Origin of the sequence: Mycobacterium sp. 3519A, from assembly GCF_900240945.1 — a bacterium.
Classification (GTDB): Bacteria; Actinomycetota; Actinomycetes; order Mycobacteriales; family Mycobacteriaceae; genus Mycobacterium.
In genome coordinates this window covers 407614-425525 of the sequence record NZ_OESG01000012.1, presented here as the reverse complement: position 1 = coordinate 425525, position 17912 = coordinate 407614, and the positions used below count along the sequence as shown (strand labels likewise).

General features: G+C 63.2%; 18 protein-coding genes. 3 read left to right on the top strand and 15 right to left on the bottom strand.

Going from position 1 to position 17912, the window contains the following annotated elements:
* The first annotated feature begins 540 nt into the window (after positions 1-540).
* On the top strand, positions 541-2169 hold the full coding sequence (locus tag C1A30_RS04275; protein WP_235009646.1) for an ATP-binding protein: 1629 nt from the start codon (positions 541-543) through the stop codon (positions 2167-2169).
* Between the two features lie 96 nt (positions 2170-2265).
* Here C1A30_RS04275 and C1A30_RS04270 read toward each other — a convergent pair whose 3' ends face one another.
* From C1A30_RS04270 to C1A30_RS04205, 13 genes are all read right to left on the bottom strand, one after another.
* The gene (locus C1A30_RS04270) at positions 2266-2784 is read right to left on the bottom strand and encodes a YkgB family protein (protein WP_235009645.1); all 519 of its coding nucleotides are present in this window, start codon (positions 2782-2784) and stop codon (positions 2266-2268) included.
* 728 nt (positions 2785-3512) lie between these two features.
* Complete coding sequence (locus C1A30_RS04260) at positions 3513-3995, bottom strand: hemerythrin domain-containing protein (RefSeq protein WP_101947004.1); 483 nt, start codon at positions 3993-3995, stop codon at positions 3513-3515.
* Positions 3992-4837: a Rieske 2Fe-2S domain-containing protein gene (locus tag C1A30_RS04255; protein ID WP_235009644.1), complete on the bottom strand. Its 846-nt coding sequence runs from the start codon at positions 4835-4837 to the stop codon at positions 3992-3994. The genes C1A30_RS04260 and C1A30_RS04255 overlap by 4 nt, the downstream gene beginning before the upstream one ends.
* A gap of 424 nt (positions 4838-5261) precedes the next feature.
* Positions 5262-6161 carry a metal ABC transporter permease gene (locus tag C1A30_RS04250; RefSeq protein WP_369974092.1) on the bottom strand — a complete coding sequence of 300 codons (900 nt, stop codon included), beginning with the start codon at positions 6159-6161 and terminating at the stop codon, positions 5262-5264.
* Positions 6158-6946 carry a metal ABC transporter ATP-binding protein gene (locus C1A30_RS04245; RefSeq protein WP_200828154.1) on the bottom strand — a complete coding sequence of 263 codons (789 nt, stop codon included), beginning with the start codon at positions 6944-6946 and terminating at the stop codon, positions 6158-6160. The genes C1A30_RS04250 and C1A30_RS04245 overlap by 4 nt, the downstream gene beginning before the upstream one ends.
* Positions 6933-7724: a metal ABC transporter solute-binding protein, Zn/Mn family gene (locus C1A30_RS04240; RefSeq protein ID WP_200828191.1), complete on the bottom strand. Its 792-nt coding sequence runs from the start codon at positions 7722-7724 to the stop codon at positions 6933-6935. Before C1A30_RS04240 ends, C1A30_RS04245 begins: the two co-directional genes overlap by 14 nt.
* A 202-nt stretch (positions 7725-7926) precedes the next feature.
* Positions 7927-10077 (bottom strand): cation-translocating P-type ATPase, encoded by a 2151-nt coding sequence (locus C1A30_RS04235; RefSeq protein WP_101947000.1) that lies wholly within the window; start codon positions 10075-10077, stop codon positions 7927-7929.
* A 7-nt stretch (positions 10078-10084) separates the two neighbouring features.
* The gene (locus C1A30_RS04230) at positions 10085-10366 is read right to left on the bottom strand and encodes a DUF1490 family protein (RefSeq protein WP_101946999.1); all 282 of its coding nucleotides are present in this window, start codon (positions 10364-10366) and stop codon (positions 10085-10087) included.
* 120 nt (positions 10367-10486) lie between these two features.
* Complete coding sequence (locus C1A30_RS04225; RefSeq protein WP_160112686.1) at positions 10487-11074, bottom strand: carboxymuconolactone decarboxylase family protein; 588 nt, start codon at positions 11072-11074, stop codon at positions 10487-10489.
* 506 nt (positions 11075-11580) lie between these two features.
* Positions 11581-11973 (bottom strand): tautomerase family protein, encoded by a 393-nt coding sequence (locus C1A30_RS04220; RefSeq protein ID WP_101946997.1) that lies wholly within the window; start codon positions 11971-11973, stop codon positions 11581-11583.
* 43 nt (positions 11974-12016) lie between these two features.
* A complete protein-coding gene (locus tag C1A30_RS04215; RefSeq protein ID WP_101946996.1) occupies positions 12017-12664 on the bottom strand; it encodes a LysE family translocator in 648 nt (215 codons plus the stop codon).
* A gap of 14 nt (positions 12665-12678) precedes the next feature.
* Positions 12679-13407 (bottom strand): carboxymuconolactone decarboxylase family protein, encoded by a 729-nt coding sequence (locus C1A30_RS04210; RefSeq protein ID WP_101946995.1) that lies wholly within the window; start codon positions 13405-13407, stop codon positions 12679-12681.
* Positions 13404-13889: a PAS domain-containing protein gene (locus C1A30_RS04205; protein WP_101946994.1), complete on the bottom strand. Its 486-nt coding sequence runs from the start codon at positions 13887-13889 to the stop codon at positions 13404-13406. Before C1A30_RS04205 ends, C1A30_RS04210 begins: the two co-directional genes overlap by 4 nt.
* Before the next feature lie 152 nt (positions 13890-14041).
* On the opposite strand from C1A30_RS04205, the gene C1A30_RS04200 reads away from it, so the two are divergent.
* Positions 14042-14926, top strand: a complete 885-nt coding sequence (locus C1A30_RS04200) for a LysR substrate-binding domain-containing protein (RefSeq protein ID WP_160112685.1) — start codon at positions 14042-14044, stop codon at positions 14924-14926.
* 53 nt (positions 14927-14979) lie between these two features.
* Here the strand turns inward: C1A30_RS04200 and C1A30_RS04195 are convergent, their stop codons facing one another.
* Positions 14980-15927, bottom strand: coding sequence for an amidohydrolase family protein (locus tag C1A30_RS04195; protein WP_235009642.1), 948 nt, complete (start codon positions 15925-15927; stop codon positions 14980-14982).
* A gap of 102 nt (positions 15928-16029) precedes the next feature.
* Positions 16030-16887, bottom strand: coding sequence for an NAD-dependent epimerase/dehydratase family protein (locus C1A30_RS04190; RefSeq protein WP_101946992.1), 858 nt, complete (start codon positions 16885-16887; stop codon positions 16030-16032).
* Between the two features lie 132 nt (positions 16888-17019).
* Here C1A30_RS04190 and C1A30_RS04185 point away from each other — a divergent pair, with 132 nt between their 5' ends.
* Entirely contained in the window at positions 17020-17910 is an 891-nt protein-coding gene (locus tag C1A30_RS04185) for an SDR family oxidoreductase (RefSeq protein WP_235009641.1), read from the top strand.
* The last annotated feature ends 2 nt before the right edge of the window (positions 17911-17912 follow it).

The following is a 17912-nucleotide window of genomic DNA, read 5'->3' as shown; positions in this document are numbered from 1 at the left end:
GACCGTTCCGGAAGGGCTTGCAGATACGGGCTTCACTGGTCACTCTCATTCACATCTCGGCGTAGCGGGTGTACCCAGGTTGGTCTCCGTCACCCATGTTGCGACGGCCCGTCGCCATAACAACGCGACTACAATTCACGCCTCCATCGCACCCGGAATGAGCCGACCGGCCTGGGGTGTGTGTACCACGGCTTACAACCGGGTCGAGTGCGCGGGCCATCGTGGATTCAGGTCGATCGGGCCAAGGCGGCATCAGCCGTTCGGCGGCTTTCCTAACGTCGCCGCCCCGTGTGATGAGGAGTAGTGGTCGTGCCCATTGAGCTGACGCACTGCGTCAACAGGATCAGGAACCACAATCTGGGCGCAATTACCGCCGGATTAGGTCGTATTCCGGTGCTGTACCAGGGAGTTCTTGCTCGTGTTGTGCGGCCGACGGCGCCGCCGTTGTGGCTGGGTGTGGTGGTGGCGACCGGGTTCCTCGGCGCGGAAGCTGTCCTGGTGCGATGGCTACACAGTGTGGCGCCGGAGAATGCATACGGCGTGCTGTTCCTGCTCGGTGTGCTAGTCGTGTCGGCGGCTTGGGATTTCGGCTTGGCAGCAACCACGTCGGTGGCCAGTGTGTTGGCGTATGTGCTTCTTCTCCATCGAGACAGCGTGGGGCCTGGCGTCGTTGTCTTCCTGTGCCTGGCGCTGCTGGCCAATGCGCTTGCTGGACAGGCCCGTTCACACGTAGCCGACGCCGAACAGCGGCAGGTCGAGGCCGACTTGTTGGCAGAGTTTGCACGAATGACACTGCAGGCAAAAGACTTGAATTCAGCACTCAACGGCGCCGGACAGCGCGTTGCCCAGGTGCTCGGGTTGGCCTATGCCGACCTGGTTCTCACCGAAATTCGGGGCGACGAGCAACGATTGGCGGTGCCGTTGCGCGATGGCGACGAGCAGATCGCCACACTGGTGGTGCCGACGCGTCTGCCATCCGGCCAACAAAAGCGTGTGCGACGCCTGGTGCCCTCGCTCGAGGCCCTGTTGATCGCCACCCGACATCGGCAAGAGATCGATGCCGAAGTCTGCGCCCTGGCACGGCAGCAGGCCGCGCTGCGTCGTGTAGCCACGCTCGTCGCACGCGGGGCGGCACCCGACGACGTGTATCCAGTGGCGGTAGTGGAGTTGGCGCTCGGCCTGGATTTAGAACATGCGACGTTGATTGGGTACGACGACGATGAAGGTGTGGTCCTGGCGGTGCGGGATAACAGGGGTCCGGCGAGGATCACGGTGGGGCAACGGTTTCGGCTGAACGGCACGGGGGTCGGCACTGAGGTGATGGGTGCTACCGAACTGGGGCGAGTTGAGGGCGACCTCGGCGGCGCGATAGCGGACCAGATGCCGGGCCTGGGCCCGCGCTCGAGTGTGGCCGCGCCGGTGGTGGTCGACGGTCAACGATGGGGTGCATTGATCGCCGGGTCGGCCACAGGTGAGGCGATGGCACCGCAATACAACGCACAGGTGGCCGACTTCGCGGACTTGGTAGCGACAGCGATTTCCAACGCGCAGAACAAGGCACAGCTCCAGGCATCGCGCGCGCGCATTGTCGCGGCCGCCGATCAGGCCCGGCGAGGATTCGAGCGCGATCTACACGATGGGGCCCAACAGCGGCTGGTGAAATTGGGCATGGACCTGCGCGAGTTGGAGGCAGCTGTGCCGGCTCAGCACCGCGACGCGGTGAGCCGGGCAGTGAAGACTCTGTTGTGGGTGCACGCCGACCTTCGTGAACTGTCGCATGGAATACACCCGGCAATCCTGTCCAAAGGTGGATTGGGTCCGGCTCTCATTGCGCTGTTGCGTCGGTCGGCCGTACCGACCTCCTACACCATCGACATTGGACGTCGCCTCGCAGAATCAGTCGAGGTCGCAGCGTATTACGTCGTCGCGGAGGCGTTGACGAATACGACCAAGCACGCACGGGCCTCGACAGTCCACGTCTCTGCCTCCATCGACAAGGGGCAGCTACACGTGTCAGTCAGCGACAACGGAGTGGGCGGGGCCGCGTTCGGCGACGGCTCGGGATTGATCGGGCTCCAGGACCGAATCGAATCCGTAGCGGGCAAGCTAACCGTGTCAAGCCCCCGTGGACACGGAACCACGCTAACGGTAACGATTCCGATCGACTAGGGATCACAACGATGAAAAGGCCTCCGGTGCCAATTTGCAGGTGCCAGGCCTAAATAGTGGCTGACACATCGGACTCGGCTCGGCTGACCTGTAGGGTTACGAAGTGGTGTTCGCCGACACCTGATCGGGGTCGGACGATACGCGCATGGCGGTCAGCGACTCGCCCAGCGCGAGGATCGAGGCGCCGAGCAGCACAAGGTCTTTCAACAGGAACTCCCCCAGCCGCGACAGCGCCGGGAATCCGCCCGCCGCAGCATCACCGATGCCGGGCGTGGTGAAAAGGAAGCTCAGCGTAATCACGAACAACAGCATGCATAGCGCGCCGCCAACCGCACCAAGACGCGGCGACACCACGTTCAAGACGATCAACACGGCGGCGAGAATCTCGATCACCCCGATGACGTTGGACTGCACGCGAATTGACAAGAAGCCGTTCAGCCAGCTCATGAATGGGCTGTGCGAGGTGAACTGGCTTATCCGCATGGCCTCCGAGGCGGTGAACTTCATCAACCCGATCCAGGCGATGACAATCACCAGGCCATAGCGCACGATCGCCGTACCGACAGCCGTGATGCGGTCAGCGGACCGCACAATGTTACTCACGTTGTATTTCAAGGGTTTTCCTTTCATTTCAAATGCAACTCGGGGCCCTATGCCCACGTGGAGGCGTGTGCTCGGTCAGATTTCGGTGAAGTCGAAGGCTCATCTTCGCGAACCGACTTGAAATTTGTTCGTGCGGTAAATCCCGTCTCAGGGCTATCGCCCTGTCGGAAATCGTGTTTCGTGAGCGTCCTGCTAACCTCCCCGGCACGATATGTCGACGTAAACGGTGTCGAACTTAGTTGGATCGATCCGGTTTCCATTGGCATCGATGTTCGAGTTGTTCAATCCCTCGACCTGAATGACTGTGCAGGTCGACAACGGAAAGACCGTCGCTCCATTGATCTGCACGTTATAGCCCGCGGCTGTTAGCGCGTTGATGGTGTCTTGCGCGTTGCCGAAATTTGCGAACCCTGACGGAGCCGCCCCGGCCACTGCCGAGGAGCCCCGTACAGTGGCTGCCAAGGTACACGCCACACCAGCCGCCGTCGTTAACCTTCTCACTCTCAACACCTTTCACTCAATCCGCGAACACGGGCGACGTCCTCCCTGTTGGCGATCCAAACTCCACGTCTTTTCGATACGATCAGTCTCGCTACGTCCCCCGAAAGTTTCCGTCATGTGGCCGAAGTACCGCTGCGTGAGCGGCTCATGGAGCACCTTCTGTGCAGCGCCACGAATACTATTGTCACCAGCAATGATTCAGCGGGGCTAATTCGCGGGCCATTCGCCCGGCGCTGGCGCTATATCGCCCGCAGTAGCGCAGTTCGAGCGCGGACACGGAGGGTTTGGAACGTCGACGCGTGCAGTTCGGCGATGCGCGCAGACATTCTGATTCCCAACGCTTTTAGTTCATCTTCGGCGATCTCGACTGGCGGCGGGCACAGGTCACGCTCCTCCTCGCCGGCGTGCGCGTCCAGCACGATGACAAAGGACCGCCACTCGTCGTCGTACTCGGGTGCGTGTGGTGGCGTGCGCAGGACCACGGTCAACTGATCGATCACTTGCCGATGCTCGGCGTGTGAGATGGCAACCAGCGTGCTCGCCGCCGCCTGCACGGCCGGATACAACATGTCGTCCTCGATGCGCATGTGGATGTCGAGCTCGACGAGCAGCTTATCGAGGGCGTCGCGGCGCTCGACCGAGGTCGGCGGCAGCGCGGTGATCTTGCGGCACAGGCCGCGCAGCGTGTTGTGGTGGTCGAACAGCACGTCGTAGGCGTTCATCGCGCACTTACCTCCACCATTCCGTCACGGACCCGAGTCGCGTAGTTCGGCAGCGAGGCCGTGGCCGGGCCACGCAGCACCGCCCCGGAGCCACAGTCGAATCTGGCACCGTGCCAGGGACAAACCACTCGTCCGCGGTCTACCCATCCGTCAGACATCGGCGCGCCCAGGTGCGGACAGTACTCGCCGACGGCAAGGATGTGATCGCCGTCGCGATGCAGGACCACGCCGATCCCGTCAACCGCGACTCGCTGCGGTTGGCCGGTCAACGCCGTTGCCGGCAGCACGGGCGTCCACCCGTGGTTCAAACGTGGCCCCGCTCGGTCCACCCCGATGCCGGAGCCGTACACGAGCGCAGCGCCTAAGTAGTCGCTGCTCATGGTCAGCCCGTAGCCCATCGCGGTCGCAGCGATGCCGCGAAAGTGGCGGCCCCTCCGGCGGTCCCACCACGACATTGCGTATAGCCCTGTCGCGACGACGTTCAACAGCCCATGAACGATTCCGATCCGTCGCGACTCTTCGTGGGTGTGCTGCCAGTCGGTCACACCGGTGGTCGCCGCCCCGACGGCGCCGATGATTCCCACGCCGAGCGCAAACCTTGACGCATCGCGCATCGCCGCGCTGGGGCCGGACAGCACGCTCACCGCATCCAGAACTATCGCGGTGGCCACTGAACCGGTGGGCACGGCCGCGAACGCCGGGTGCAATGGATGGCCAAGCCACGTGCCGTACAGCACGTTGGCGACACGATCCCGATGGCGGCCACATGCGGCGAACAGCAGGGTCATCGCGTGTTCCAGCCGGTAACTGGGTCGGTCCAGCCACAGCTGTCGCCCAAGCACATTGAGCACGCTTGTACCAAAGCTGCCTTTAGGTGCCGATGTGGAGCTCAGTCGATTGGCCACTCTGTTTATCCCTACTTTCTCGTCGATCGCGTTGCGTCCCTAGCTCAGCCGCATGTGAACGATCCCTAAATTGACAAACGAGATTTCGGTGTAATCGATTCAACCTGAGAACGACGGTGATGATAGCCACACACAGATGTGGCACGTGAAAACGGCTGCTGGAGGGGACATCTCATCTATCAGATTTGTGAAAGCGGCGAACTACTCAAGCAGCCAACGCTTCTCGTCGTCTCTTCCATCGAACCGGCCCGTATATCCACACCTCGATGCACGCCGCAGTGTCGGACTGGATCGGCTGCCCTGGGTCGCTTGATCAGGCCTCGCGCTTAGGCTTCGCCGAAGAACAATTGCGTGGCAGCGTTCACGAGACCCTCTCGGATTCAACGGCTTCGGTGTCTGCGGTGTGATGGGGATGCGCGGTCGCATGGACCCGACTGGCGGTTGCCCATACTGCCAGCCAGATCACGGTGACGATGGTGACGATGAGGAAACTGGGTGGCAGGTTGAACATCGCTGACGCCCCCAGGCCGATGCACACGCTCACCAGACTCAGGCCGGTGGAGATCGCCATCGCGACAACCGGCCGCGGCGTGAGGGCGATCGCGGTCGCGGCGGGAGTGACAACGAGTGCGAACAACAACAGGGTGCCGACCGCTTGCACCGCCATGGTCACCGCCAGTGCCAACAGCACCATGAAGACTACTGAGAGCATTCGAAGTGGTAACCCTTTGGCTTCGGCCACCGGGGCGTTGATCGAGGTGTACAACAACTGCCGGTACATCAGCCCGATGGTCAACGCAAGGACCAACAGCAGTGCCGTAAAGGTAGCGAGCTGTTCAGACGAGATCGCCAAGAGGTTGCCGAACAAGACGTTGGTGATGGTGCTGGAGCTTTTCGTGGCCAGTGAGTTGAAGAACAAGCCGAGTCCAGTAGCGAAGGCCAGGATTGTTCCGGTGACTACGTCACGTTCGGAAGCGCGCTTTCCCAGTACGCCGATCACGAGAGCCCCGCCGACACAGAACACGCCGAGACCGAGCACAGCGGGCAGGCCAAGCAGGACGGCACCGGTGGCGCCGGGCAGCCCAATGTGGGCCAACGCGTGGGCGGCGAAGGCTGTCCGTCGGACGATGATGAAGTAGCCGATCAGGCCGGCGGCAAGGGCGACGATCGTGCCGCCGACCACGGCGTTGCGCATGAATGGCGAGGTCAATATGCTCCACCAATTCTCCTGGTAGCCGATTGTCGCGAAACGCGTTGTCACAGCGCGCTGCTCATGTAGGGATGCCCATGGGGCGTATGTGCGATGCAGATCGGGGTGCCGTAGAGATCGGTTAGCAGGTTGTCATCGACGACGTCGGCGATGGGCGCGTAGTGCGCGTGGCCGCCGAGCAGATAAATCACGCTGCCCAAAATGGGCAGGAAGGGGTTGAGATCATGGGTCACGACGACGACGGTCATGTTGAGGTCACGGTGTAATCGCGCGAGCAGCAGCATTAGCTCACGCTGGCTACGCAAGTCCAGAGACGCCAGCGGTTCGTCCAGGATCAGCAATTGAGGCCCGGCGACCAGAGCCTCGGCAATAGCCACCCGTTGACGCTGCCCGCCCGACAACGTGGACAGTCGTTTTCGGGCGAACTGGTGCGCGTCAACGGCGGCCAATGTATCGGCAGCGCGGCGCCGTTGAGCCGGGGTGGCGCGACGCGCGGACCAACTGCGCCCAGTCAGACCGAGAAGCACCGCGTCGCAGGCACGAACGGCTTCGCCCGCCGTTGCCGCATAGTCCTGCGGAACATAGCCCACACGGTTGTTGTCTTCACCGGGCTTGCCTCCGAACACCTCCAGCGTCCCGGTCGCCAACGGACGCAGTCCAAGGATCATCTGAAGCAGAGTTGTTTTCCCGGATCCGTTGGCACCGATCACGGCGACGATGCCGCCTGCCGGAACATCGAAGGTTGCCTGCGTCCAGAGCACTCGCCCTGACCGCATAGCGCTGACATTTTTGAACGACAGCGCAGCGCACTGTGCATTGTTTTCAGAGAGCGACACCGAGGGCCTCCCCCAAAGCGGTCAACTGCTTGTCTTGCCAACCCACAAAGCTGGTCTGATCCGGCGGCACCGTTTCGGTGATGTCGACGACCGGTACGCCGGACTGTTCGGCCGCCGTGCGTATTTGGTCGGGGATTGCCCCCTCGGTCTGCGTGTTGCAGATCAGGACGTCGATCTGCCGACTAGCCAGCGCAGTACGGAAGGCCTGCAGATCCGCCGGGGACGGGTCTGATTCGTTCGCCGCCGCCTGCCGGTATCCCGACGGTGTCTTGTTGACCAATCCCAATGCGGCGGCCTGATAGTCGAAGACCCCTTCAGTGGCGGCATACGACTTGCCCGTCGAACTCGCTTTGATCTTGGCGATCAGCCTGGTGTAGGGCTGCAACGCGAGGCTGAACGCCGCCCGCCGGTCGCTGAAATAGGTTGCAGCAGAGGGGTCGATCTTGCGCAGTTCGATGGTGACCGCGTCGGCGACCGAGGTGACGGCCGAGGGGCTGTACCACAGGTGGGGGTTGGCACCGTCGGATGCCTTGGTGACCTCAGCCGCGTTGACCACGGGTGCCGATGGCGCTGACGTGGTGGCCAAATCGGCGGCCCAATGGTCGTAGCCGGCACCGTTGACGACGACCAATCTCGCGCCGGTGAACGAGGCCGCATCGGCGGGTGACGGCTCATAGTCGTGCGGGTCGACCGAAGAGCTGGCCAGCACGGTCTTGACCGTTGCGCATTGACCTCCAAGCTGTGATGCGATATCGCCCCACTGGTCGACGCTGACCACCACCGCAACGGGGACTGTGGGGCATGGTGGTGCGCTGTCGATGCCTGCGGCAGCGGAGCCGGTCGGACTCGACGGCGATACGCCGGCCTGGCCGGAACCGCACGCTGTCAACGGCCATACCGACGCGGCCGCGATCAGTGCGCATGAGCGGACGACGCGTCGTAACGACAGCTTTTTCTCAACCATCGTGGCGCGTGCTCGGTTACTCATTGCCACTCTCTGCAATCTCGAAGCGGATCAGCCGTGAGCTGTTCGCGACGACTGCCACCGATGAAGCGTTGTGCAGTACCGCGGCGAGGACTGGGGACAGCGCGCCACCCGCCCCGATCAAGAGGCCGAGAGCGTTTACCGCGATCGACATCGCGTAGTTCTGTCGTATCACTGTCACCGCACGGGCGCCCAGGGTGCGCACGTCGAGCAGCCGGTGCAGATCATCGCCGGCCAAAGCGACATCAGCGGTTTCGACCGCGACGTCGGTACCCGCCATGCCCATCGCGATGCCGATGTCCGCGGCGGCCAGCGCAGGCGCGTCGTTGACACCGTCGCCAACCATGGCTACCACATGACCTTCTGCGCGTAGCTGCTGCACCACCTCGAGCTTGTCCTCGGGTAGCACTTCTGCGCGCCATTCGGTGATGTCCAGCTCGTCAGCGATCGCCCGGGCGGTGTCGGGATGATCCCCGGTCAACATCACGACACGCCGGACACCGTTGTCGCGCAACATCTTGATGATCGGACCGGCCTCAGGCCGCGCTTCGTCACGCAAGCTGATCAGCCCGACGAGCATGCCGTCGACCGCCAGCAGCAGGGGCGTCTCGGCCCGGCCCTGTAGCCGGGTGACCCAGTCGGATGCCTTCTTGGTGACGCGCACCTTCTCGCTACGCAACAGGGCGGGACTACCCAATAGCAGCGTGCGTCCATCGGCCCTCATGCGCATTCCCAATCCGATGATCACTTCGCACTCCTCGTGCGAAGGTATCGCGAGCTGACGCTCTTCGGTAGACCGGATCACCGCCTCGGCCAGCGGATGGCGCGAGTGAATTTCCGTGCTTGCCGCGTAGGCAAGCACTTCTTCGGGCTGCCACTCCTTGTGCAATGCAACGACATTGGTAACGACGGGTCGGCCGACGGTCAGCGTGCCCGTCTTGTCGAACACGACCGCGTCCACATATCCCGCTCGTTCGAGGTGTGAACCACCCTTGATGAGAATGCCGCGCCGCGCGCCGTTGCCGATAGCAGCGCTGATCGCAGTGGGGGTGGCTAACCCAACTGCGCACGGACAAGCCACCAACAACATGGTCATTGCCCGCCGAACATCGCGTGTCACCGCGAATGTGATGGCCGACAACAGGAACGATGCGGGTACGAAGCGACGTGAAAAGTTTTCACCGATAGTTTGGATGGGAGCCCGGTCGCGTTGCGCTTCCTCGACCCGGGCGATGACACGCCCGATCACCGTCTGCGCGCCAACAGCCTTGGCGCGGACTGCGATCCGGCCACGAAGCACCACCGAACCCGCGTGGACGAGAGCGCCGACGGCGACAGTGGTCGGGAGCGTCTCTCCGGTGATCGCCGCCTGATCAACGATCGCATCTCCCGCGATCACTTCACCGTCGACTGGGACGGCCACGTGCTCGTGGATGACCACAACATCACCGATCGACACTGTATCGACGGCGACCTGGACCTCGGTGCCGTCGTCGAGTTGAAGCCAGACGGTATCTTGGTTGCCCGCAAGGAGATCGGCGATCGCGCGGCGAGTCCGCCGAAGCGTGAGTTGTTGCAGGTACTCACCGATGTTGAGCAACCATAAGACGGTTAACGCCACCACGTTCTCGCGAAGGACGAGGCTGGCAATCGTCGCCGCGGACACCAACACATCGGTCCCTGATGAGCGGCCACCGCGCAGCGAAGCAAGCGCGCGGCGAAGAAACGGATACCCAGTGATGATTGTGGCTCCGGTGACGAAGAGCCGACTCTTCGGGCCCAACAAGGGTGGCCGCGCAAATACGTAGCGCCGCAGCCCCAGCAGCACGAGCGCCACCCCACCCACCGCCATTCGTAGGACTTCGCCGTTGCGCACGTCAGCCGAGCGGGGCAGTCGGCCAGGCGTCGCGGCGCTCAGCTGAGCGGAAGCCGTGGTGTCGATCGTCGTTAGTATCGTGGCAGCGTCGCCGCGCACCGGCGAATACCACACTACGACCGAGGCCGTGCGGGGGTAGGCGTGCACCGCCCGCACACCGGCGATCATGGCGACCGCATCCTCGATCGCAATAGCCCGCCGCGAATCATGGTGCAGGGCAGCGCTGTATACCCGGAGGCGCCCACCCGCATTCGAAACAACCCTCGACATCGATGACTCAGTGGTCGTGATTGTGTTCGGCGTCCGCCGCCGGCGGCGATGCCTCTTCACCGAGGCGTCCGCGGGCTTCGGCGACTACGTCACCAATGGCCAACCGCGCACGCTCGGCGCCCTCCTCGGCCTTACGGATCCCGCGCAAGCTCCAGGCCGTCGTGGTGACCGCGGCCTCGTGCGTCGGCGCTGCCTTGACTGCCCTGCGTAACCCGTCATAGGCGGCGACACCCACCGCCCCGGTCGCCACTGTTGAAACCGCCTTCGCCAGTAGTGCGTTCCAAATCATGATCCTTACCTTTCTGCCCGCACCGCGGTGCTTCGAGCCGAATTTTGCACGCCCCTGAATCCACCCACAGCATCAGGTTTGCGCCGGGTGGGGTGATTGGTCATCACCCCACCCGCCTGTTCACCCGGATGTTTCGGTGCTCGGGTCAGCGCAAGCCGTGCTTCGCGGCGGATTGAATGCCCCTGTAGGGAACGCGTCGACATCGGTTTCCATGACGTTGTTGAAGTAGTTGCTCATCGTGGACAGCACGACCACGGCGACGATGTCGAGGATTTGGCCGTCGGTGAAGCCTGCGCCCCGCACCGCGTCCAGCGCGCTGTCATCCACGTTTCCGCGGGTGAGTGCGACCTCGCGGGCAAAGGCCAGCGCTGCCGCACGCCGTGTGTCACTCGAGGATCCGTTGCGGTTGCGGGCGATCTCGCCATCATCGAGGCGCGTCATCTGCTCAGATACCCAGGTGTGCATAGCATCGCAGTAGCGGCAACCATTGACTTCGTCGATAGCGTGTGCGATACCTTGGCGGGTCGCGGCATCCAGCGCGGTGCTCATCGCCTTCCTCAAACCCAGCCAGGCGTTGAAAGCTTTAGGGGCGGCCGCTAGCCCCCGATGCATATTCGGCACGAAACCCAGTTGGTCAGCGGCGCTGTCCAATCCGGGACGGGAGGCGGCGGGGACGTCGTCCTCAGCCGGCGGAATCATTCGCGACATCTGTTGACACTCCAAGTTTGATCGACGGGCACGACCGGATGGGCCGTTGGATAACATCTCGCGTTCGAACACCTCGCTACCCGAAGCGTTAAGGCGCGAGCACTGTTCCTGCACTTAATCGTTGAACGACACCAACTGTGCCAGGCCCGCGACGATCACTTGACCGAAAAGGCTGCCCAGAACCATCATTCGTTGTCATTCAACACCTTCCAGCATCATGCCTGCCGACCAATATCCGGCCCTACCCAAGCATGGCCGCGCACAGCCGAACGCACAATGCGTCATTCTGCGAGTCATCCTTCGCGTATACCGAAGGCTGGTGTGCTTTAGGCGATTTCAGTTCTGTGACGCTATCGCACCGCACTGACCCGCAACCGCTCCCGCAGGTGATCGGCCAGACGGGCCCAACGGACACACCTCTCCCCAACCTCCGCTCGCCGTCCCCCTACGCGGCTGGCCGCGTTCGGATCGACCTACCGGAGGGTGTGCACTGGTGGAGCGCGAACCTACAGTCGACCTTCGACGAACTGCGCGATGCCGTCACCGAAGGACCAATCCTCACGCGCGGTTTCGATAACGGAGACGATCAAATCCGATGGTTCTAGCCCGGTTTGATCCCGAAGACGGTCCGCTAATGCCCGGTACGCCGCTTGCTTGTCGTCGCGTGTTCGACCCTGCTGAAAGATCTGCAAGATGACGATGTCATCAGTCCGCTGGAATCCGAGTCCGGTGTCCTCGGCGATTATCTGACCCGGCTTGTGCTCGGTGATGATTTGATAGCGGTCGCGGTCGGGTGCGCCGAAGTGCTCGCGCATCACCTGCTGGACGGTATCCGCCAGCTGCTTGAGTTGTGCTGGTGTGCGGCGAGTTTCGATGACGTGAATGTGGACTAGTGGCATGTTGCTGACCGTTCTGTGGAAAGCCGAGGGGTCGAAGGGTGGCTCAGCCCGTGGCAGCTGGCCCTGAGGGGCCTAGGAACAGTTTCACCGCGAAGCCTGCGAGCACCGTGCCCATGGTTCGCCGCAGCAGCGCCATCCATCGGGGTCTGGCCGCCAGATACACCGACAACCCCGACGCGCTCCATACGATTGCCCCATTGACTACCAGCGCGATGCTGATCTGCACCCCGCCCAGTATCAGGCTTTGCAACGCCACCGAGCCGTGGCCCGGCTGCACGAACTGCGGGAGCAGGGACACGTAGAGCACTGCGATTTTGGGATTCAGGAGGTTGGTCACGAGTCCCATGCTGAACAGTCGGCGCCGCGAGGCCGGATTCAGGTGCTGCGGGGAGAACGGGGAGCTTCCGCCCGGGCGTAGCGCTTGCCATGCCAGGTAGAGCAGGTAAACGCCACCGGCCACTTTCAGTAGCGTGTACGCCACCGGGACCACCGCAAAGATCGTCGCGAGTCCGGCCACCGCGGCCACCAGGTACACTCCGAAGCCCACCGCGACTCCCGCTAGCGAGATCAGTCCCGCGCCGCGGCCCTGGCTGATCGAGCGCGATGCCAGGTAGAACATGTTCGGTCCGGGTATGAGAACTATCCCGAACGCTACCGCCGCGATTCCCAGAACCGCTGACACACTGACCATTTCGACTCATTCCCTTAGATGCCATTGGTAAGGATTCGCGCGTTGCGTTCCCTGATGTCATTGGGCACCGTCCGCTCGTAAAGCGTCACGAACTCGGTTTCATCGGGAACCTGCAGGGCCGTGAACCATCGGTTCAACAGGCAGAGATGTCCAATCAGCCAGGTCAATTCGACGACCTGACTATCGACGTGGCGAGCCATCGCGGCGTCGTCGAGTTCGTTGAGTCGCGCGTCCGTGCGATTATGTGCCTCGAGTACCTTGCGCAGATCGGCGAAGTCTTGGTCGGTGACTGTGTGCGCGTCTCGGCTGACCGTGACGGTGTAGTCAAGGACAACTCGTTCGCGCGCGGTGTACACGTCCGGGTGGTTCTCGTGCTCGTGGAGGTACAGAAGTTTTCGGTGTCCCTCTTCGCCCCGCCCCGCGTCATTGAACAGGGCGGTTGCGACAAGAGACTGGTGCCTCACCGAGTAGTGCGAACGGTTCAACAGCGATGTTCGCGAGATGACTAATTCCTTGAGGAACCGGTCGTTGAAGCCCGCGGTCTGAACGCCACCGACGTAAGTGACTGGATCAAACATGAAGGAGTTGGCGTACTCGATCTCCAGCTGCACGAAGCGCGGGCAGTGAGCCATCACTTTGACGAAGTTGTTGGGAAAGCCTCCCCTGGTCAGTTCTCCCGTTTTGATCGCTGCGGCGGTCTTGGCGTCCACCTCGTCGATTTCGAGGGGCCGGATGCGTGTCATCGCGCGCCCGAATAGCCGTCGGGCAGCATGTCGCGCTCGAACGACTCACGGCCCGTGGCGTCGAAACGTGCAAACAGTTCCTGCACTTCATCTTTGAGCAACACGAGCTGCGATAGGCCGACCAGCTCGCCGTCGATACGGATCGGGGAAACAATCACCAGGATGGTGGTCTTCCCGTACGGCCTGGCCACGTACATCACCGGCTCGACGCGGCCGTCGACGAACAGTTTGAGCATCGCGTCGAAGCGCACGTTGGTGATCCTGCGGTGATGCCGTTCGTGCACCGTGTGGCCGAGATAACCGGGCTCGCGGTCCAAGTGCTCGGCCGCCCATTTGTTGTAGTACATCACCGTGCCGTGCCGGTCCACGATGGTGACCCCGACGCCGGCTTGTTCGAGAAGTCGATCCGCCCACTCGCCCAGTGCCCAGTCCGGGACGATCCGTTGATCGAAGACCTCGGTCAGATCAGCGTGCGTTGTCATTCAGTACCTTCCCGTCATGACTGCCGGCCGGTATCCGGCATCAACACCAGCGTGGGCGTCCGCAGCCGGGTGCACAATGCGGCATCTTGTGAGTCAGCATTCGGCTAGGCCGAAGGCTGATGTTTGTGTGGGAGCTTGAGTACCGTGACTGTATGGCCTACGACCTCACCGATTTGGAACTGTTCCTGCAGGTAGTCGACCAGGGCAGTATCACTCAGGGAGCCGAGCGCGCGCATCTGTCGTTGGCGTCGGCCAGCGCGAGGGTCGCAGCCATGGAGAAGGCACTCGGGGCCAAGCTGCTGGTCCGCCACCGGCGGGGCGTGGTGCCGTCCCCGACCGGGTGGTTGCTGGTCGCACACGCCCGAGCCATCGTCGGTCAGTTGGCCCGCATGCGCGCCGAGTTGGCCCGCTGCTCCGACGGGCTGCAGTCCACGTTGGTGGTGCTGGCGAACACCTCGGCTACCCAGACACTGGTGCCGACGGGGTTGGCCGACTTTCTGGCCACCCACCCCGACATCGACGTCGAGTTGCGGGAATGCCCGAGCCACGAAATCGTCGCGGCGGTCACCCACGGGCGCGCCGAGCTCGGAATCATCGCCGACACCGTGGACACGGGCCGGCTGGATTGCACCACGCTGCGTCCGGACCACCTGGTCGTGATCGTGCCCGCCGACCATGCTCTCGCCGAGCGTGACCAGGTGGCGTTCAGTGAGTGTCTGGATTACCCGTTCCTGGGATATTCCAAGGGGAATCCGTTGCAGGAACACTTGAGTGGCCAAACCCAGCCCCTCGGGCTTCGCCCGCGCTACCGCGCGTATCTACCCACCACCGAGGCGATCTGTGCCGCGGTCGCAGCAGGTGTCGGAATAGCGGTCGTCCCGGCCCTAGCCGCTGCCTGGCGGTCGCATCAAGTCCTGCGCTCCGTCGACTTGACAAACGCATGGGCTCACCGAAACCTCCTGCTTTGCTGCCGCGACCAAGCTCAATTATCGCTATCTGCAACAGAATTCAGCGCATATCTGGCGTCGGTCGCATGAGCGACATTGCTCAGCAGAAACAGACGATGCGCGCCGCTCAGATGTCGTCCGCCTCAACTCAGGCGCGCTGCAGCATTGGGAAACAGTTGCAGTGCGGCCGTGCCGATTGCGGCCTTCTCCTGGGTCGTGAGCCCGTCGAAGTCCAGCAGTGCCTGCAGGTTTCGGTTCATGCTGGCTTCCGAACTACATGGCACCCCGCAGTCCGAGCCGTAGACCAGCTTGTCAGGGGTGGTCATGGCCATCGCTGCGGCCAACGACGTCGGACAGGTTGCGGCCGTGTCGAGGTGTAGCCGCCGCAGCGCGTCGGCGAGTTCCTCGGCAGTCAGGCCGTGCGGATTGGGGACCCACGACGCCAAACCCAGGAGCCGCAACCGCCCCGACAGCGCGGGCAGGGCCGCCCCGCAATGCGCGACGATGAAGCGAATGCGGGGGAACCGTTGAAAGAGGCGCACGTACAACATGTCGGTGAAGGTGCGGGTGGTTTCGAAAGCCACCTCCAGCACCGGTGCGGGTCTGCCTTGAGCGCCCGGGGTGTAGGCGTCGGGGTGAGCGAACACGACTGCCTGTCGGCGATCCAACTCGGCCCATACCGGGTCCAGCGACGCGTCGCTGAGCAGCACTCCGTTGTAGTTGCACGTCACCGCGAACCCGTCGGCACTCAGCTGCGTTGTGGCGCGGTCGATCTCGGCCAGCGCGGCGTCTGGGTCATCGGTGGGCAACGCCGCCAACAACCCAAATCGGTCAGGGTGGGTGCGCACCACCTCGGCCCCGAAGTCGTTGGAGTCGCGTAACGCCTCCAGTGATTTGGGGATGTTGCTCAACATTTGCATCTGAATGCCGGTGCGGTCCATGTAGGCCAAAATGTCGTCCATGCGCCAGGTGGGCGCCTGGTCGATGCGCCAGTGCGCCCGCTGCATGGCGTCAAGCACGGTGTCGCGCGCCTGCTCCGACAGCGGGGGCGAAAAGTGGGCATGAACGTCGATCCACCGGTCGACCAGCACGCATTCCTCCTTGCTCGTGGGTAGCCTCGCGGCCGCGACGTGCCGACTAACGTCGCGCGGGCACGGGTTAGTCCCCTCCGTGCGGGTTCACAGTTGTGCCGATCACCCCGCGGCGAGGATGCTCAAGGGGTCGAGGTAGGTCGGTACCCACCCCAGCTCGTCGCGTGCCCGTGCCGGGGTCAGTTGCTGATCCAGGGCGAACGCCTCGGCGATGGGTCCCATCTGCTGGCGGGCCTCATCCAGAGTCAGCGACTCGATCCGTCCCTCCATTCCGGCGCCGTGACTCACCGCCGTCGCGACCTCCTTGGCCGTGGGATTGACTCCCCCGACGCCGATGTAGACCGATCCGCTCTTGGCGTCCAGTGCCGCGACATACAAGGTGGCCAGATCGTCGATGTGGACCAACGCCCAGTGGTTGGTGCCATCGCCGATGTACTTGACGCTCCGCGATTCTCGGCCTGGGGCGGTGAAGAAGACATCGATGAGTCGGTTGTCACCGCCATAGACGAGACCCGGCTGAACGATCACCGGACGCCCACCCTCGGCTGCCCTGCCTAGCACGGCCTCCTCGACTGGCTTGCGCCACGCGACCAACGTCGGCGGATTCCACGGCGCCGTCTCGTCGACCACACCGCTGGTGTCACCGTAAACCCAGGTGCCGCCGGTGTGGACGTAGGTTCCCCCTCCGATCCCGTCGAGCATCGCTTCGGCTGCGGCGAGGTCCTCGGCCCCGGTGGAGGCTTGGGCGAGGTGAATCACCGCCTCGGCGTCAGCGGCGGCGTGGTTGAGGACGTCCAGATCAGTCAGCCCGCCGCGTACCGGGGATGCGCCCAATCCCGCGACGAACTCCGATGACGCGTCAGCACGAGCAAGCGCAGACACAGCGTGCCCCTGTCTGACAAGTTCGGCGATCAACGACTTGCCGATGTATCCGGATCCTCCGGTGACGAAGACTTTCATCCCGCGACCTTTCCCTTGGTGTCTGGTCACCAGGCTGTCCCAACGACGCCGTGGCTGTCCAAGACCCTTTTGGTCGGCTTCCAATACCCATCGGGCATCGGCCCACCGAGAAGTTGTTCCCGTCGAAAAACAGTGCCGCACAACGATATTGACAATATCCAAATAGCGCGCCACCGTGTACGTTCAGACGCTCCCCTCCTCGCCGCGGGACGCGTCGTCATATCCCGACAGGAAGAGAACCTCGCCATGAGCACTGCAATGCCCCGGCCCATCGCCGGAACGACCGCCATGGTCACCGGCGCCAACCGCGGACTCGGCCAAGCGTTCGTCCGCGCCCTGCTGGCCCGAGGCGCGGACAAGGTATACGCCGCGGCGCGTCGACCGGACGGCATCGACGTCTACGACCCGCGCGTCGTGCCCGTCGGCCTCGACATCACCAAGGCCGTCGACATCGACGCCGCGGTACGGGCGTGCCGTGACACCTCGCTGCTCATCAACAATGCCGGCCTGATGCGCGGAACAACGTTCACCACAACCCCCGACATCGACGGCGCTCGCGCCGAGATGGAAACCAACTACTTCGGCACCCTGTTGATGTCACGCGCCTTCGCCCCCAGTCTCGCTGCCCATCAGGGTGCACTGGTCAATGTGCTATCGATAGCAAGCTTCTTCGCCAACCCCTTCAATGGCACCTACTGCGCCTCCAAGTCGGCCGAATGGGTGCTGACCAACGCGCTGCGGATTGAACTCCGCAGCAAAGGCATCGCGGTCGTTGGCGTGCATGCCGGCTTCATCGACACCGACATGGCCGCTGACGTCAACGAACCCAAGATTTCGCCAGCATCAGTGGTCGAGCAAACCCTTGATGCTCTCGAAGCTGGTCGCAGCGAAGTGCTCACCGACGATGGCACGCGCCAACTGAAGAATGACCTACCCCATGACCAGACCGCAATCTATCCACCGCTGCAAAGACGCTGGGATGCCAACGATTCCCCGTGGACGCGCAGCCACCGCATTGGATGAGG

Coding starts and splice junctions, on each gene's coding strand:
- C1A30_RS04260 (WP_101947004.1), bottom strand. CDS start 3,995: ATGAACGCCTACGACGTGCTGTTCGACCACCACAACACGCTGCGCGGC.
- C1A30_RS04235 (WP_101947000.1), bottom strand. CDS start 10,077: ATGTCGAGGGTTGTTTCGAATGCGGGTGGGCGCCTCCGGGTATACAGC.
- C1A30_RS04230 (WP_101946999.1), bottom strand. CDS start 10,366: ATGATTTGGAACGCACTACTGGCGAAGGCGGTTTCAACAGTGGCGACC.
- C1A30_RS04225 (WP_160112686.1), bottom strand. CDS start 11,074: ATGTCGCGAATGATTCCGCCGGCTGAGGACGACGTCCCCGCCGCCTCC.
- C1A30_RS04220 (WP_101946997.1), bottom strand. CDS start 11,973: ATGCCACTAGTCCACATTCACGTCATCGAAACTCGCCGCACACCAGCA.
- C1A30_RS04215 (WP_101946996.1), bottom strand. CDS start 12,664: ATGGTCAGTGTGTCAGCGGTTCTGGGAATCGCGGCGGTAGCGTTCGGG.
- C1A30_RS04210 (WP_101946995.1), bottom strand. CDS start 13,407: ATGACACGCATCCGGCCCCTCGAAATCGACGAGGTGGACGCCAAGACC.
- C1A30_RS04205 (WP_101946994.1), bottom strand. CDS start 13,889: ATGACAACGCACGCTGATCTGACCGAGGTCTTCGATCAACGGATCGTC.
- C1A30_RS04200 (WP_160112685.1), top strand. CDS start 14,042: ATGGCCTACGACCTCACCGATTTGGAACTGTTCCTGCAGGTAGTCGAC.
- C1A30_RS04190 (WP_101946992.1), bottom strand. CDS start 16,887: ATGAAAGTCTTCGTCACCGGAGGATCCGGATACATCGGCAAGTCGTTG.